Source organism: Streptomyces sp. L500, from assembly GCF_054551825.1.
Genome location: NZ_JBTOLC010000042.1, coordinates 15264 through 31640, shown reverse-complemented (window position 1 = coordinate 31640; position 16377 = coordinate 15264). Strand labels below are relative to the sequence as shown.

At 69.7% G+C, this 16377-nt stretch carries 17 protein-coding genes; 2 read left to right on the top strand and 15 right to left on the bottom strand.

The features are described from left to right. Positions 1–57 precede the first annotated feature (57 nt). The 4 genes from glmM to ACX9I7_RS27040 form a co-directional block, all read right to left on the bottom strand. Positions 58–1416, bottom strand: a complete 1359-nt coding sequence (gene glmM, locus ACX9I7_RS27055; RefSeq protein WP_189454737.1) for a phosphoglucosamine mutase — start codon at positions 1414–1416, stop codon at positions 58–60. A 242-nt stretch (positions 1417–1658) separates the two neighbouring features. Then, the gene (rpsI, locus tag ACX9I7_RS27050) at positions 1659–2162 is read right to left on the bottom strand and encodes a 30S ribosomal protein S9 (RefSeq protein ID WP_126914669.1); all 504 of its coding nucleotides are present in this window, start codon (positions 2160–2162) and stop codon (positions 1659–1661) included. 40 nt (positions 2163–2202) lie between these two features. Beyond that, entirely contained in the window at positions 2203–2649 is a 447-nt protein-coding gene (gene rplM / locus ACX9I7_RS27045) for a 50S ribosomal protein L13 (protein WP_189454739.1), read from the bottom strand. Between the two features lie 250 nt (positions 2650–2899). After that, positions 2900–4519 (bottom strand): ABC-F family ATP-binding cassette domain-containing protein, encoded by a 1620-nt coding sequence (locus ACX9I7_RS27040; protein ID WP_459388796.1) that lies wholly within the window; start codon positions 4517–4519, stop codon positions 2900–2902. Positions 4520–4574: 55 nt separating this feature from the next. On the opposite strand from ACX9I7_RS27040, the gene ACX9I7_RS27035 reads away from it, so the two are divergent. Continuing rightward, a complete protein-coding gene (locus tag ACX9I7_RS27035) occupies positions 4575–5708 on the top strand; it encodes a hypothetical protein (protein ID WP_459388795.1) in 1134 nt (377 codons plus the stop codon). Positions 5709–5742: 34 nt separating this feature from the next. Here ACX9I7_RS27035 and ACX9I7_RS27030 read toward each other — a convergent pair whose 3' ends face one another. Next, a complete protein-coding gene (locus ACX9I7_RS27030) occupies positions 5743–6525 on the bottom strand; it encodes a hypothetical protein (RefSeq protein WP_387569062.1) in 783 nt (260 codons plus the stop codon). A 240-nt stretch (positions 6526–6765) separates the two neighbouring features. Between ACX9I7_RS27030 and ACX9I7_RS27025 the strand changes: the two genes are divergently transcribed. Further along, positions 6766–8856: a glycosyltransferase family 4 protein gene (locus tag ACX9I7_RS27025; protein ID WP_459388794.1), complete on the top strand. Its 2091-nt coding sequence runs from the start codon at positions 6766–6768 to the stop codon at positions 8854–8856. A 65-nt stretch (positions 8857–8921) separates the two neighbouring features. On the opposite strand, the gene truA is transcribed toward ACX9I7_RS27025, so the two are convergent. The 10 genes from truA to secY form a co-directional block, all read right to left on the bottom strand. Further along, the gene (truA, locus tag ACX9I7_RS27020; RefSeq protein ID WP_189454746.1) at positions 8922–9776 is read right to left on the bottom strand and encodes a tRNA pseudouridine(38-40) synthase TruA; all 855 of its coding nucleotides are present in this window, start codon (positions 9774–9776) and stop codon (positions 8922–8924) included. 76 nt (positions 9777–9852) lie between these two features. Next, positions 9853–10317, bottom strand: a complete 465-nt coding sequence (rplQ, locus tag ACX9I7_RS27015; RefSeq protein ID WP_126914675.1) for a 50S ribosomal protein L17 — start codon at positions 10315–10317, stop codon at positions 9853–9855. A gap of 144 nt (positions 10318–10461) precedes the next feature. After that, entirely contained in the window at positions 10462–11484 is a 1023-nt protein-coding gene (locus ACX9I7_RS27010; protein WP_004946635.1) for a DNA-directed RNA polymerase subunit alpha, read from the bottom strand. Between the two features lie 161 nt (positions 11485–11645). Further along, complete coding sequence (gene rpsK / locus ACX9I7_RS27005; RefSeq protein WP_003956432.1) at positions 11646–12050, bottom strand: 30S ribosomal protein S11; 405 nt, start codon at positions 12048–12050, stop codon at positions 11646–11648. Between the two features lie 71 nt (positions 12051–12121). Next, positions 12122–12502 (bottom strand): 30S ribosomal protein S13, encoded by a 381-nt coding sequence (gene rpsM / locus ACX9I7_RS27000; protein WP_126914676.1) that lies wholly within the window; start codon positions 12500–12502, stop codon positions 12122–12124. A 188-nt stretch (positions 12503–12690) separates the two neighbouring features. Next, positions 12691–12804 carry a 50S ribosomal protein L36 gene (gene rpmJ, locus ACX9I7_RS26995; protein WP_003956441.1) on the bottom strand — a complete coding sequence of 38 codons (114 nt, stop codon included), beginning with the start codon at positions 12802–12804 and terminating at the stop codon, positions 12691–12693. A gap of 61 nt (positions 12805–12865) precedes the next feature. After that, entirely contained in the window at positions 12866–13087 is a 222-nt protein-coding gene (gene infA, locus ACX9I7_RS26990; protein WP_003956442.1) for a translation initiation factor IF-1, read from the bottom strand. A gap of 248 nt (positions 13088–13335) precedes the next feature. Further along, positions 13336–14172: a type I methionyl aminopeptidase gene (gene map, locus ACX9I7_RS26985; RefSeq protein ID WP_358625977.1), complete on the bottom strand. Its 837-nt coding sequence runs from the start codon at positions 14170–14172 to the stop codon at positions 13336–13338. Between the two features lie 120 nt (positions 14173–14292). Continuing rightward, positions 14293–14949: an adenylate kinase gene (locus ACX9I7_RS26980; RefSeq protein WP_189454750.1), complete on the bottom strand. Its 657-nt coding sequence runs from the start codon at positions 14947–14949 to the stop codon at positions 14293–14295. Further along, entirely contained in the window at positions 14949–16262 is a 1314-nt protein-coding gene (secY, locus tag ACX9I7_RS26975) for a preprotein translocase subunit SecY (protein WP_126914679.1), read from the bottom strand. The genes ACX9I7_RS26980 and secY overlap by 1 nt, the downstream gene beginning before the upstream one ends. Positions 16263–16377: the final 115 nt, after the last annotated feature.

Sequence of the window (16377 nt, the reverse complement as noted above, 5' to 3'; positions counted from 1 at the left end):
CGCCGGAGGGGGCCGACAGAAGTCGGCCCCCTCCGGCGCTCGCGAAGGCCCGGGCGGCTAGCCCAGCGTCGTCTTCACGACGTCGGCCAGGTGCTCGGCCACCTTCCGCGCCTGCTCGTGGTCCGCGGCCTCGACCATGACGCGCACCAGCGGCTCCGTGCCGGACGAGCGCAGCAGCACCCGGCCCGTCGTGCCCAGCTCGCGCTCGGCGGCGTTGACGGCGGCCGCCAGCTCCTGCGAGGTGCCCACGCGGGACTTGTCGACGTTCCGGACGTTGATGAGGACCTGCGGCAGGCGCTCCATGACGCCGGCGAGGTCGGCCAGCGAGCGGCCGGTGGCGGCGACGCGGGCGGCCAGCATCAGGCCGGTGAGGGTGCCGTCGCCCGTCGTGGCGTGGTCCAGGACGATGACGTGGCCGGACTGCTCGCCGCCGAGGGCGAAGCCGTTCGCCTTCATCTCCTCCAGGACGTAGCGGTCGCCGACGGCGGTCTGGACGAGCTGGACGCCCTCGCGCTCCATGGCGAGCTTGAAGCCCAGGTTGGACATGACGGTGGCGACGACGGTGTTCTTGCGCAGCGAGTCCGCCTCGCGCATCGCCAGGGCCAGGACGGCGAGGATCTGGTCGCCGTCGACCTCGTTGCCCTTGTGGTCCACGGCCAGGCAGCGGTCGGCGTCGCCGTCGTGGGCGACGCCCAGGGCGGCGCCGTGCTCGACGACGGCGGCGCGCAGCTTGTCCAGGTGGGTGGAGCCGCACTCGTGGTTGATGTTGAGGCCGTCGGGCTCGGTGCCGATGGTGACGACCTCGGCGCCGGCGCGCGAGAAGGCCTCGGGGGAGACCCGGGAGGCCGCGCCGTGGGCGCCGTCGATGACGACCTTGAGGCCGTCGAGGCGGTTGGGGAGGACGCCGATGAGGTGGGCGACGTAGTTGTCGAAGCCCTGGTCGTAGTCCTTGACGCGACCGACGCCGGCACCGGTGGGCCGGTCCCAGGGCTCGCCCGAGGCGTGGGCCCGGTAGGTCTGCTCGATGCGGTCCTCGAGCTCGTCGGCGAGCTTGTGGCCACCGCGGGCGAAGAACTTGATGCCGTTGTCGGGCATCGCGTTGTGGCTCGCGGAGAGCATCACGCCGAGGTCGGCGCCGAGGGCGCCGGTCAGGTAGGCGACGGCCGGCGTGGGCAGCACGCCCACCCGCAGCACGTCGACGCCCGCGCTGGCGAGACCGGCCACCACGGCGGCCTCCAGGAACTCCCCGGACGCCCGCGGATCACGGCCGACCACCGCCACCGGGCGATGCCCCTCGAACGTGCCCGCCTCGGCGAGCACATGCGCCGCCGCCACCGACAGACCGAGCGCGAGCTCGGCCGTCAGATCCGCGTTGGCGACGCCGCGCACACCGTCCGTACCGAAGAGTCGTCCCACTGGTGTCCTCCGAAAAACGCGGGAGTGCGGGGCCCGGTACGAGCCCCCTTGCTTGAGGTGTCGAGTCCTGGACCGGGGCGGCGCCTCCAGTCATCAGATATACGCCGCATCCGGCGCATTTACGCCTACGGCGCCCGCATGGCGCCAACGCCGTATTTCGCCCCGGCCCGACAATGGCCGAACGCCCCGGCGGCACGGAACCGTGTCGCCGGGGCGTTCGAGCAATGCAGCGAAGCCGCTGTTTAGCGCTTGCTGTACTGCGGAGCCTTGCGGGCCTTCTTGAGACCGGCCTTCTTGCGCTCGACCGCACGGTCGTCGCGCTTGAGGAAGCCGGCCTTCTTCAGCGGGCCGCGGTTGTTGTCAACGTCGGCCTCGTTCAGCGCGCGGGCCACGCCGAGGCGCAGGGCACCGGCCTGACCGGAGACGCCGCCACCCGCGATGCGGGCGATGACGTCGTAGCGACCGTCGAGCTCGAGCACCTTGAAGGGCTCGTTGACTTCCTGCTGGTGCACCTTGTTGGGGAAGTAGTCCTCAAGGGTGCGACCGTTGATCTTCCACTTGCCGGTGCCCGGAACGATCCGGACGCGGGCGATGGCGTTCTTGCGACGGCCCAGGCCGGCGGCCGGCTGCGGGTCGCCGAAGCGGGACGCGAGGGACTCGGAGGTGTACTCCGACTCAACGACCTCGGTCTCGGTGGTGTACTCCTCGACGCCCTCGACCGGCATCTCGGCGGTGGTCTCAGCCACTGGTTCTCCTCAGACTTTCTGGTTCGGCGGTGGCCGGGACTTAGCCCTGCTTGACCTGGGTGATCTCGAACGGAACCGGCTGCTGGGCAGCGTGGGGGTGCTCGGAGCCCGAGTACACCTTCAGCTTCGAGAGCATCTGACGGCCGAGGGAGTTCTTGGGCAGCATGCCCTTGATCGCCTTCTCGACGGCCTTCTCGGGGTTCTTGTCGAGCAGCTCGTCGTAACGGACGGAGCGCAGACCACCCGGGAAGCCAGAGTGGCGGTACGCCATCTTCTGGGTCTTCTTGTTGCCGGACAGGTGCACCTTGTCGGCGTTGATGATGACGACGAAGTCACCCATGTCCATGTGCGGGGCGTACACAGGCTTGTGCTTGCCACGCAGCAGGGAGGCAGCCTGAGAGGCCAGACGGCCCAGGACGACGTCCTGCGCGTCGATGATGTGCCACTGGCGCTGGACATCGCCGGGCTTGGGGCTGAACGTACGCACGGTCGTAGCCTTCGCTTCTTCAGTGAGTGGGTCCTGACACAGCCCACCAGAGAAGATCACACAGCGCAGGCCGCACAACGGGGACGCAACCCGTGTGCAGGCCGCTGGCGATCAGCCCGGCGGACCAGCGTAAGGGCCCTTCGCGTGAGAACGACCAAGCCAATACGCATAACGAACTCGTAGAGTACCGGGACCCCACCGTTGGGGTCAAAACACATGGTCCCACCGGCGCCCGGACCCGGCCATCGGGCTAGCGAACCCGGGCCACCCGCGCCTCGTCCCACACCGGCTCCGGCACCTCCCGCAGCCGCCCGTCCGCCCCGAAGACGACGAAGCGGTCGAACGCGCGAGCGAACCAGCGGTCGTGGGTGACGGCCAGGACCGTCCCCTCGTAGGCCTCCAGCCCCGCCTGGAGGGCCTCCGCGCTCTCCAGGTCCAGGTTGTCCGTCGGCTCGTCCAGGAGCAGCGCCGTGGTGCCGGAGAGCTCCAGGAGCAGGATCTGGAAGCGGGCCTGCTGGCCGCCGGAGAGCCTCTCGAAGGCCTGGTCGCCCTGCTTCTCCAGCTCGTACCGGCGCAGCACCGACATCGCGCCGCCCCGGTCCTTGGCGTGCTCCGTCCACAGGATGTCGACGAGCGTGCGGCCCATGAGCTCGGGGTGGGCGTGGGTCTGGGCGAAGTGCCCGGGCACGACGCGGGCGCCCAGCTTCCAGGTGCCCGTGTGCGCCACGTCCTCCCCGGCCAGGAGGCGGAGGAAGTGGGACTTGCCCGAGCCGTTGCTGCCCAGCACCGCGACCCGCTCGCCGTAGAAGACCTCCAGGTCGAACGGGTTCATCAGGCCGGTCAGCTCCAGCCCGGCGCAGGTCACGGCCCGGACGCCGGTGCGCCCGCCGCGCAGCCGCATCCGGATGTCCTGCTCGCGCGGCGGCTCCGGCGGCGGGCCCGCCTCCTCGAACTTCCGCAGCCGGGTCTGGGCGGCGGCGTAGCGGGAGGCCATCTCATGGCTGACCGCCGCCGCCTGCCGCAGCGTGATCACCAGCTTCTTCAGCTGGGCGTGCTTCTCGTCCCAGCGGCGGCGCAGCTCCTCGAAGCGGGCGAAGCGCTCCTTGCGGGCCGCGTGGTACGTGGCGAAGCCGCCGCCGTGCACCCAGACGTCGCTGCCGGCCGGGCCCGGCTCGACGCTGATGATCTTCTCGGCGGCGCGGGCCAGCAGCTCGCGGTCGTGGGAGACGAAGAGGACGGTCTTCTTGGTCTCGCGCAGCCGCTCCTCCAGCCAGCGCTTGCCGGGGACGTCCAGATAGTTGTCCGGCTCGTCCAGCAGCAGGACCTCGTCCGTGCCGCGCAGCAGGGCCTCCAGGACGAGCCGCTTCTGCTCACCGCCGGAGAGGGTGCGCACCTGGCGCCACTGCGCCTTCTCGTAGGGGACGCCGAGGGCGGCCATGGTGCACATGTCCCACGTGGTCTCGGCCTCGTAGCCCCGGGCCTCGGCCCAGTCGCTGAGCGCCTGGGCGTAGGCCATCTGCGCGGCCTCGTCGTCGCGCTCCATGATCGCGACCTCGGCCTCGTCGACCGCCCGCGCGGCCTGCCGGATGCCGGGCTGGGCGACGGAGACCAGCAGGTCACGGACCGTACGGTCGTCCCGGACGGAGCCCACGAACTGCGGCATCACGCCCAGGCCGCCGGAGACGGTGACCGAGCCGCCGTGCGGCTTGAGCTCGCCGGAGATCATCCGGAGCAGGGTGGTCTTGCCGGCGCCGTTGGCCCCCACGAGGGCCACGGCGGCCCCTTCCCCCACCCGGAAGGACACGTCGTCGAGCAACCGCCTCCCGTCGGGGAGGTCGTACTCAAGATGTGCCGCTTCCACATGTCCCATGAGGGCGATTCTCGCCGCTCCCGGGGCGGCGACCAACCGGTTTACGATGCACGCCATGAGCTTTGGGCAGGGTGGGCCGTACGGGGCCCAGGGGGATTCCGGGCCGCACACCACGCCGTGGGGGGCGCCGCCGCCCCAGCAGCCCGGGCAACCCCAGCCCGGGCAGTTCGGGCCGCCCCCCGGCCAACCGGCTCCGGCGCTGCCGCCGCAGCAGCCGGTGCAACCCCAGCCGCCGCAGCCGGGGCACCCCGCGCCAGCAGCCCCGCAGGCCGCCCCGCTGCCGCCCCAGCAGCCGTATGCGCCCGCCCAGCAGCCGACCCAAGCACAGCCGCAGGCGCCATCGCCCTGGGCTCAGCCGCAGGGCGGCGGCACGCCCGACTGGGCCGCGCTGGCCGACACCGCCGTCCGGGACCGCCGCCGCAAGTGGCTGCTGATCGGCGGCGGCGCGCTGGCCACCGCCGCCGTCGCCGCGATCGTCGCCACGGCCGTGGTGCTGTCCGACAAGGGCGACAAGAACCTCCCCGCCGCCGAGAAGCTGCCCAGCGCCTCGGCCGGCACCCCCGAGCCGACGTTCTCCAAGGCGGCGACCCCGCCGCCCAACCCGCGCGAGTTCATATCCAGCCAGGAGAAGGACACCGCCCCGCTCACCGTCAAGACGCTCTTCCCGCACTCCAAGCCGTCGCTGGACAAGCGCGTCTACAAGCGCGCGGCCCAGGACACCGCCACCGACTGCGCCTCCGTCGCCCAGGGCGGCCTGGGCCAGGTCCTCGCCGACAACGGCTGCCGCCAAGTGCTGCGCTCCACCTACGTACGGGACGGGGTCGCCGTCACCGTCGGCGTCGCCGTCTTCGACACCAAGGCCGCCGCCGACAAGGCCAAGGAGCAGTCCACCGGCAACATCGCCCCCCTCACCGGGGACGACGCGGCGTCCTTCTGCCAGGGCACCGCCTGCCGGCTGAGCGCCAACGCCGAGGGCCGCTACACCTACTTCACCATCGCCGGGTTCACCAACGGCTCCGCCGTCACACCCGACGACACCAAGGCCCTCCAGGCCGGGCGCGACGTGGCGGGCTACACCTTCCGCCGCATCATGGCCCGCGCCAACGCCCAGGCGGCCGCCGCGGCCTCGCCCCAGCCGTCCGGGAAGCCCTCGGCCAAGCCGTCGGACTCGCCCAAGAACAAGGTCTGAGCCACCCCGGAGTGGACGTCCGGGCCGCCACGCCTCACTCCTGGACCTCGCCGTCCCCCTCCTCGGCGCCCTCGCCGCCCTCCGCCGGGTCGCCGTCCGCGGGCGGCGCGGTGGGCGGGCGCTCCGCCCGCAGCAGCCGCTCGACCTTCGCGACCTGCGCCGCCACCAGCGCCGGCGGGATCTCCACCGCCCGGGGGTCGGAAAGGTGCGTGGCGAAGAACATCGACAGCGTGGATCCGCTGCGCACCACCGTCACCAGAGTCGGCGCCCCCTCCGCCGCGTTGACCATGCGGTACGCCAGCGCCTCCGCCCCCAGCCGGGGCGCGGGCAGCTCCTTCACCGCCTCGAACCGCTGGGGCTGCCCCTCCCCCGTGCGCATCGCGAAGCCCCCCGCGCAGTCGGACACGGCCCGGCGCAGCTCCCGGAGCGTGACGCGCGCCCCGTCGTCCGCGTAGGTGGACACCCGGACCGTCCCCAGCAGGCCCTGGAAGCCGTGCTCCCGCGAGGACTTGGAGAACGTCCGTACGAGCGAGGCCACGGGCGCGGGCTCCTGCCGGGGGCCCAGGGCCAGCACCAGCGGCCGGCAGGCGGGCCGGCCCGCGCCGGGCAACCCGTGCCCGGCGCTGCCCTCGGAGGCCCGTTCGAGGACGAAGCCGGGCACCTCACGGGCGTCCAGCGCCACGTGCCTGAGCTGATCGGCGCTGAACACCTGGACGACCGACGGCTCTTCGGCGCTCCGGGCCTCGTCCTTGCCCTCACCGGACCTGCCTCCGCCGACGCCGGCGCAGCCGGTCAGCAACAGGAGGGCCGTCAACACCCCTACGGGGGAAGCCGTCAGTCTCCGTTTACCCTTCACCCTCATCAGGTCCACCCTCATGACGTCCGCCCTGCCCTCCAGTTCGCGGCGCTCGCCGAGCGGCGCCCCTCATGGCTCCTTGCGACGTGACCCAGGCCACAATGTAGGCTGCGCAGCCAACGGAAGCCCCTCCCTACGGTCCCACCGGCGGTTCGAGCCGCCCGGAGCCCCGGCCGGTCGGGCCGAACACCCAAGGGCGCTATGAAGATCTCTTTCCTTTTGCAGAACGCCTATGGCATCGGCGGAACCATCCGCTCCACTTTCAATGTGGCGGGCGCCCTCGCCGCCCGCCACGACGTCGAGATCGTGTCCGTCATTCGCAGCGGCGAGAAGCCCCGGCTGACCCTCCACGCCGGGGTACGGCTGCGGAGCCTCATCGACCAGCGCCCCGACAAGGGCGCCGACCTCGACGACCCGCTCCTCGGTCAGGACAGCCAGTACATCCCGCCCGTCGAGGCCAAGGGCGCGCACTTCAGCGCGCTCACCGACCAGCGGGTCGCCGCGCACCTCGCCGCCACCGACGCGGACGTCGTCATCGCCACCCGCCCCGGACTCGTGATGTACCTCGCCGAGTTCGGTCTGGACCGCTATCTGCGGATCGGCCAGGAGCACCGGATCTACGGCACCCACGAGGCCGCCATCCGCGCCTACCAGGACGCGTCCATCCCCCATCTCGACGCCCACACCACCGTCTCCGAGGCGGACGCCGTCACCCACCGGGAGCAACTCCCGGGCATCAAAACGAAGATCGTATGCATCCCGAACGGCTGCCCGCCGTCCGAGGTCGAACCAGCCGATCCGGACAGCAAGTTGGTGGTCGCGGCCGGGCGGCTCATCCCCGTCAAGCGCTACGACCTGCTGATCAACGCCTGGGCCTCCGTCGCCGCCGTCCACCCCGACTGGAAGCTCCGCCTCTACGGCCGCGGCCCCGAACAGGCCAAACTCCGCGCCCAGATCGACAGGCTCGGCCTCAATGAGTCACTGACGCTCATGGGCGCCCACTCCCCCATCGAAACCGAGTGGGCCAAGGGCTCCATCGCCGCCGTGACCTCCCGCGAGGAGTCCTTCGGCATGACGATCGTCGAGGCCATGGGGTGCGGCGTCCCCGTCGTCGCCACCGACTGCCCCCACGGCCCCGGCGAGATCATCAGCGACGGCGAGGACGGCCTGCTCGTCCCCGTCGGCGACAGCGACGCCATCGCCAAGGGCCTGATCAAACTGATCGAGGACGACGAACTCCGCCGCGCCATGGGCGCCGCCGCGCTCGTCTCCGCCCGGCGCTACGCGCCCGAACGCATCGCCGACGCCTACCTGGAGCTCATCGACGACCTCGGCGGCCCCCGCCGCACCGGCGACGAACAGGCCACCGCCACCACGAAACCGGCCCGGCCCCCGCTCACCCGGCGCCTGCGCCGGACCGTCGGCAGGATCGTCCGGCCACTGCGGCGCCAGGCGGCGCCCCCGCGCGAGAAGAAGGTCCTCAAGGACATCGTCGTCCGCAAGCCGCTGCGCCCGGTCGCCTCCTGCCGCGTCAACTCCGAGGGGGACATCGTCGTTTCGGTGGACCCGAAGGGCGTCAGCGGGGAACGTCTCTCCCTGACCGTCACCCGCCGCAAGGAGAACAAGCCGGCCGCGGTCCCCCTGACGCCGCCGTCCGAAGCGGACGCCCCCTGGACCGCCGTCCTGAAGCGGACCGAACTCCGCCTGGGCGAAGGCCGCTGGGACCTCCACGTGGTCCGCGCCGACGACCGCGCCCGCCGCCGCGTCGTCGCCCATCTCCCCGAAGGCCGCCGCCTGTTGACCCTGGACCCGCTCCCGGGCTCACCCTTCACCTGGTGGATCCCCTACTCCACCGTCGACGGCTACCTCGCCCTGCGCACCTGGCACCGCGACGGCCACGCGGAGGCGCGCGCGCTGAGGACGACGGAGGAGGCGCTGACGGTCGAAGGCACGCTGTACGGCGCGGAGTTCACCGACGGGAAGCCCGCGCCCGCGCTGGTCGGTACCCCACGTGGCGAGGCACCCTCGGAGGTGACAGCGGAAATCGAGGTCCTGAACGGCGCGGCCTTCAGGGCGACGCTGCCGTACGGCCGCCTTCGCGCGGCCCGCACCGGGGAGGAGAGCGCGACGTGGGACCTCGCGCTACGGCTCGCCCCCGACGCGGCGCCGATCAGGATCGGCCGCCTTGTGGGGGACATCGTCGACCGCAACAAGACGGACCTCTATCCCGCGGTGTCGGGGGTCCGGCCGTACTTCACGGTGACGAGCGATCTGGCGGTGAATCTCCCCTGACGACCGTCGTCCTCAAACGCCGGACGGGCTGACTTTGTCAGCCCGTCCGGCGTTTGAGGACATCCCTAGCAGCAACCCGCCCCGGGCAGCGACCTCTTGTTCCGCGCCGCGAGATTCCGCGCTGCGAGCTCCGAGTCCGCCGGGTACCCGACCTCCTCCAGCGTCAGCCCGTGCGGCCGCACCACGTGCACCGCCGAATCCCGCACCCCGGCCGCGAGCACCTGGCCCGGCCAGTCCACGCCCCGGTGCCCGTCGCCGACGAACAGCAGCGCGCCCACCAGCGACCGCACCATGTTGTGGCAGAACGCGTCCGCCCGCACGGTCGCCGTCACCACACCCGACGCGTCCCGCACCCAGCTCAGCTCCTGGAGCGTACGGATGGTCGTCGCGCCCTCGCGCTTCTTGCAGTACGCGGCGAAGTCGTGCTCGCCCAGCAGCGCCTGCGACGCCGCGTTCATCTTCTCCACGTCCAACGGCCAGTCGTGCCACAGCACATGACCCCGCAGCAGCGGATCCACCCCGCCCGGGTGGTCGACGACCCGGTAGGCGTACCGGCGCCAGATCGCGGAGAACCGCGCGTTGAACCCGGCCGGGGCCTCCGCCGCGCGCCAGACCCGGACGTCGTGCGACAGCCGCCCGGCCAGCCGGCGCAACAGTTTGTCCTCGTGCTCGGCCCAAACCTCCGCCGGCAGATCGACATGCGCGACCTGGCCCCGGGCGTGGACGCCCGCGTCCGTACGGCCGGCGACCGTCAGCTCATACGTCTCCTTGGACCGGGTCACGGTCCGGATCGCGTCCTCGAGCTCACCCTGCACGGTGCGCTGGCCCTCGCGCTGCTTGGCCCAGCCGGAGAAGTCCTTGCCGTCGTACGACAGGTCCAGCCGCACCCGTACGAAACCGGGCTCAACCTCGTCACTCACCGAGTGTTTCCTCTCAGAATGCGGGACGGGCCCGCCCCCGGAAAGGGGCGGGCCCGTCACTGACACGTCAGACGCGTCAGGCGTCCTTCGACTCCTCGGCCGGAGCCTCGGCGGCGGCCTCGGTCTCCTTGACCGCACGCTTGGTGGCGGCCTCGGCCTCGGCGACGGTCGCCTTCTTGGCGATCTCACCCTCGACCAGCTCGATCACAGCCATCGGGGCGTTGTCGCCACGACGGTTGCCGATCTTGGTGATACGGGTGTAGCCACCCGGACGCTCGGCGAAGCGCGGAGCGATCTCGGTGAAGAGCACGTGCACGATGCCCTTGTCCGTGATCGTCTGCAGCACCTGGCGACGGTTGTGGATGTCGCCCTTCTTCGCCTTGGTGATCAGGCGCTCGGCGACCGGACGCAGGCGGCGGGCCTTGGCCTCGGTCGTCGTGATGCGGCCGTGCTCGAAGAGCGACTTGGCGAGGTTCGCCAGCATCAGCTTCTCGTGCGCGGCACCGCCGCCCAGACGGGCACCCTTGGTGGGACGCGGCATGGTATTTCTCCTAGAGGTCTGCCCCGGCCGTATCAGGTACCGGAGTCAGTATCCGAGCGGGCGGTCGCCCGTCGGAGACCCCGCGCCCGCAAGGGGCGCGGGGAACTGCGCGATCAGCCGAAGCGAACCCGCAGCAGAAGACCGTCAGTACTGCTCGGTCTCCACGAACCCGGCGTCCGCGTCGTCGTCGGCGCCAAAGGCGTCGGCGGCGGCGGTCGGGTCGAATCCGGGCGGGCTGTCCTTGAGGGCCAGGCCCATGCCGGCCAGCTTCGCCTTGACCTCGTCGATCGACTTCGCACCGAAGTTGCGGATGTCGAGCAGGTCGGCCTCGGAGCGGGCGACGAGCTCACCCACGGAGTGGATGCCCTCGCGCTTGAGGCAGTTGTAGGAGCGAACGGTGAGCTCGAGCTCCTCGATCGGCAGCGCCAGGTCGGCGGCCAGGGCGGCGTCCGTCGGGGACGGGCCCATGTCGATGCCCTCGGCGTCGATGTTGAGCTCGCGGGCCAGACCGAACAGCTCGACCAGGGTCTTACCGGCGGACGCCATGGCGTCGCGCGGGCGCATGGCCTGCTTGGTCTCGACGTCGACGATCAGCTTGTCGAAGTCGGTGCGCTGCTCGACACGGGTCGCCTCGACCTTGTAGGTGACCTTGAGAACCGGCGAGTAGATGGAGTCGACCGGGATACGGCCGATCTCCTGGCCCACCTGCTTGTTCTGGACGGCGGAGACGTAGCCGCGACCGCGCTCGACGGTCAGCTCCATCTCCAGCTTGCCCTTGGCGTTCAGGGTCGCCAGGACCAGGTCGGGGTTGTGCACCTCGACGCCGGCCGGCGGGGCGATGTCCGCGGCGGTGACCAGACCCGGGCCCTGCTTGCGCAGGTACATCACGACCGGCTCGTCGTGCTCCGAGGAGACGACCAGCTGCTTGATGTTGAGGATGAGGTCGGTGACGTCCTCCTTGACGCCCGGCACGGTGGTGAACTCGTGCAGGACACCGTCGATGCGGATGGACGTGACAGCCGCACCCGGGATCGAGGAGAGGAGCGTACGACGCAGGGAGTTGCCGAGGGTGTAGCCGAAGCCCGGCTCCAGCGGCTCGATCACGAACCGGGAACGGAACTCGTCCACGACCTCTTCGGTCAGCGAGGGACGCTGAGCGATCAGCATGTTGCGAATCCTTCAGTCATGGGCGCCCGCTATTTGACGCCCTCTGCCACCGGACGGTAGTCCGATGTTGTCACTGTGCAAGGGTACGGGCGGCACGGCCCCCGTGAAGGGGAGCCGTACCGCCCGGCACCTTACGAACAACCGTGCGAAACGGCGCAGCGTCAGACGCGGCGGCGCTTCGGGGGACGGCAGCCGTTGTGCGGGGTCGGGGTGACGTCCTGGATGGAGCCGACCTCGAGACCGGTCGCCTGGAGCGAACGGATGGCGGTCTCACGACCGGAGCCCGGGCCCTTGACGAAGACGTCAACCTTGCGCATGCCGTGCTCCTGCGCGCGACGGGCAGCCGACTCGGCGGCCATCTGCGCGGCGAACGGGGTGGACTTGCGCGAGCCCTTGAAGCCGACGTGACCGGCGGAGGCCCAGGAGATCACGTTGCCCGAAGGGTCGGTGATCGAAACGATGGTGTTGTTGAACGTGCTCTTGATGTGCGCGTGGCCGTGAGCGACGTTCTTCTTTTCCTTGCGGCGCACCTTCTTGGCAGCGCCCTGACGACCCTTGGGGGGCATGTCTTACTCCTGAATGGAGAGGGAGGTGGTCGGTCCTACAGCGAAGACCGCTGATGAGCGTCCGCTGTGGACTACTTCTTGCCCGGCTTCTTCTTGCCGGCGATGGCGCGACGCGGGCCCTTACGGGTACGAGCGTTCGTGCTGGTGCGCTGACCGTGGACCGGCAGACCGCGACGGTGACGCAGACCCTGGTAGCAGCCGATCTCAACCTTGCGGCGGATGTCGGCCTGAACCTCACGACGGAGGTCACCCTCGGTCTTGATGTTGGCGTCCACGTACTCGCGGATCTTGACCAGGTCCTCCTCGGACAGGTCACGAACGCGGGTGTTCGGGTTCACACCGGTGGAGGCGAGGGTCTCCTTCGCCAGGGTGCGGCCGATGCCGAAGACGTAGGTGAGTGCGACCTCCACGCGCTTTTCGCGCGGGATGTCAACACCGGAAACGCGTGCCATTGAATGGCTCCTGTTGGTGTTCGGGGGTCTTCCGCAATGCCATTCCGTGGCCGCCGTACCAGGTACGGACCAGGTCCCCGGCCCCCGCCGGAGGTGTCACCGACCCCGAGTCGGGGCTAGGTGGGCGCTGCGTATGTACATGTATTGCTCGCGTCGCGCGAAGAAACTGCGGAGTGCAGGTTCTGCGATCAGCCCTGGCGCTGCTTGTGGCGCAGGTTGTCGCAGATGACCATGACCCGGCCGTGACGGCGGATCACCTTGCACTTGTCGCAGATCTTCTTGACGCTCGGCTTGACCTTCATGGGATGTGAGGTTCTCCGGGTCAGTGCCGTCGCCCCGCCGGAAGCGGGACGTCGACAAGATCTACTTGTAGCGGTAGACGATCCGGCCACGCGTCAGGTCGTACGGAGACAGCTCCACGACGACCCGGTCATCCGGGAGGATGCGGATGTAGTGCATCCGCATCTTGCCGCTGATGTGCGCGAGGACCTTGTGACCGTTCTGGAGCTCTACCTTGAACATGGCGTTCGGCAGAGACTCGATCACGGTGCCCTCGATCTCGATGGCACCTTGCTTCTTGGCCACGCTTCGCCTTTCGAATCGGCTACCTTGATCGACTCTCCCGTATGCACGCGGGCATGCGGATACACGAGAGCCGACGCATCAGTCTACGTCAGGGCAAACGAAAAGCCTAATCCAGGGTGCTTGCCCGACCACGGAGATCCTTACGCCAGAGGAGCTGATCCCCTCGACGCCGCTCTCGCGGGCTCGGCGCCGGGGCGCCTCACAAGCTTCGAGCGGCTGCCCCGGACTCCGTCCGGACGGGAGGGGGCTTACGCCAGCGGGTCCGGTGCCGCCGTCACGCCGTACTCCGCGAGCTTCGCGCGGCCGCCGTCGACCGCCGTCAGGACCAGCGGGCCCTGCTCCGTCAGGGCGACGGAGTGCTCCCAGTGGGAGGACCAGCTCTTGTCGTCCGTGAGGACCGTCCAGTCGTCCGCCAGGACGTGGGTCTTCGCCGTGCCCAGGCTCACCATGGGCTCGATCGCGATGCAGAAGCCCGGGACCAGCTTGGGGCCCTTGCCGCGCTTGCGGGAGACGTAGTTCAGCAGGTGGGGGTCCATGTGCATCTCGGAGCCGATGCCGTGCCCGCCGTAGTCCTCGATGATCCCGTACTTCCCGGAGGCCGGGCGGGGCTGGCGACGGATGTAGCCCTCGATGGCCTTGGAGATGTCCACGAGCCGGTTGCCGGCCCGTACGGCCGCGATGCCGGCCCACATGGACTCCTCGGTCACCCGGGAGAGCTCGATCAGCTCCGGAGCGTGACCGGTGCCCACGAAGGCCGTGAAGGCCGCGTCGCCGTGCCAGCCGTCCACGATGGCGCCGGCGTCGATGGAGATGATGTCCCCGTCCTTGAGGACGGTCTTCTCGTCCGGGATGCCGTGGACGACGACCTCGTTCACCGAGGTGCAGATCGTGGCGGGGAAGCCGCCGTAGCCGAGGAAGTTCGACTTGGCGCCGTGCTCGGCGATCACCTTGCGGGCGACCTCGTCCAGGTCTTTGGTGGTGGCACCGGGCACCGCGGCCTCCCGGGTGGCCGCGTGGACGGCGGCGACGACCAGCCCCGCCTCACGCATCTTCGCGATCTGCTCCGGGGTCTTGATCTCGACCATGACGATGCCTTCCTGGCTGTTTCCATCGAATACTGCGTCGAAATACCGCATCGAAATATTGCTCGGACAAACACTACGGCCGCGACACCCCGAGGGGCATCGCGGCCGTGGCGAGAGGACTCACGCCTCCCGGGGCGGGAGGGCGTCCATCGCGCGCTGGGTGACCTCGGCGACCTTGCCGAGGGCCGAGATCGTGACCACCAGGCCCTGGGCCTTGTAGTAGTCGATGATCGGCTCGGTCTCGCTGTGGTAGACCTCGAGGCGCTTGCGGACCGTGTCCTCGGAGTCGTCCTCACGCTGGTACAGCTCGCCGCCGCAGACGTCGCAGACGCCCTCCGCGGCCGGCGGGTTGTAGATCACGTGGAAGATGTGGCTGCTGTCCTTGCGGCACATCCGGCGGCCGGCGATGCGCTTGACCACCTCGTCCTCCGGGACCTCCAGGTCCAGGACGGCGTCGAGCTTCAGCCCGTCCGCCTTGAGGATGGTGTCCAGCGCCTCCGCCTGGGCGAGGTTGCGCGGGAAGCCGTCGAGCAGGAAGCCCTCGGCGGCGTCCTCCTGCTCCATGCGGTCCTTGGCCATCCCGATGGTGACCTCGTCCGGCACGAGCTGGCCGGCGCGCATGTACTCCTGGGCCTTCTGGCCGAGCGGCGTGCCCTGGCTGATGTTCGCCCGGAAGAGGTCGCCCGTCGAGATGTGCGGGATCGCGAGATTCTTGGCGAGGTACGCGGCCTGCGTACCCTTGCCGGCGCCGGGCGGCCCGACGAGGACGATTCGCATCAGCGGAGGAACCCTTCGTAGTTGCGCTGCTGAAGCTGGCTCTCGATCTGCTTCACAGTCTCCAGACCGACACCCACGATGATCAGGATGCTGGTTCCGCCGAACGGGAAGTTCTGATTCGCGTTGAGTGTGACCAGTGCCACGGTCGGCACGAGCGCGATCAGACCCAGGTACAGCGACCCCGGCCACGTGATGCGGTTCAGCACATAGCTCAGGTACTCCGCGGTGGGACGACCAGCCCGGATCCCCGGGATGAAACCACCATACTTCTTCATATTGTCGGCAACTTCTTCGGGGTTGAAGGAGATGGCGACGTAGAAGAAGGCGAAGAACACGATCAGCAGGAAGTACGTGACCATGTAAACGGGGTGGTCACCCTTGACCAGGTTGGCCTGGACCCACTGCGCCCAGTCCGCCTTGGAGCCGGTGAACTGCACCAGCAGCGCCGGGATGTAGAGCAGCGACGAGGCGAAGATGACGGGAATCACACCCGCCTGGTTCACCTTCAGCGGGATGTAGGTGGACGTACCGCCGTAGGAACGGCGGCCGATCATGCGCTTCGCGTACTGGACCGGAATGCGGCGCTGAGCCTGCTCGACGAAGACCACGAGCGCGACCATCGCGAGACCGCACAGGATCACCAGGCTGAACTCCAGCCAGCCACCGAGCAGCTTGCCCTGCATCTTGATGGCCCACAGCGCGCCCGGGAAGCCGGCGGCGATGGACGTGAACATCAGGATGGACATGCCGTTGCCGATGCCGCGGTCGGTGATCAGCTCACCGAGCCACATGATCAGCGAGGTGCCGGCGGTCATGGTGATGACCATGACGACCGTGGTGAAGATGGACTGGTTGGGAACGATCTGGTTCCCCACGGTGCAGTTGCCGAAGAGCGCGCCGCTGCGGGCCGTGGCCACCAGGCCGGTGCCCTGGAGGATGGCGAGGGCGACGGTCAGATAACGCGTGTACTGCGTGATCTTGGTCTGGCCGGACTGGCCCTCCTTCTTGAGGGCTTCGAGTCGCGGAATGACCACGGTGAGCAGTTGGAGGATGATACTGGCCGTGATGTACGGCATGATCCCGAGCGCGAAGATCGTGATCTGCAGCAGCGCACCACCGCTGAACATGTTCACGAGGCCGAAAAGGCCCTGCCCACTCTTGGCCTGGTCCATACACGTCTGGACATTGCGGTAGTCGACCCCCGGGACGGGGATGTGGGCCCCCAGCCGGAAGAGGACCATGATGCCCAGCGTGAAGAGCAGCTTCTTGCGCAGGTCGGGCGTCTTGAACGCCCGGGCGAACGCGGTGAGCACGGTGCCTCCTGCGCCCCTCACGTGGCTGCGTGAGAGGTGACGGTCTTGAGGTTCGACGAATACGTAGAGTCAGCCAAAATCCGCGCGGGCAGAGTCCACGCGGAAGTTAACAGTG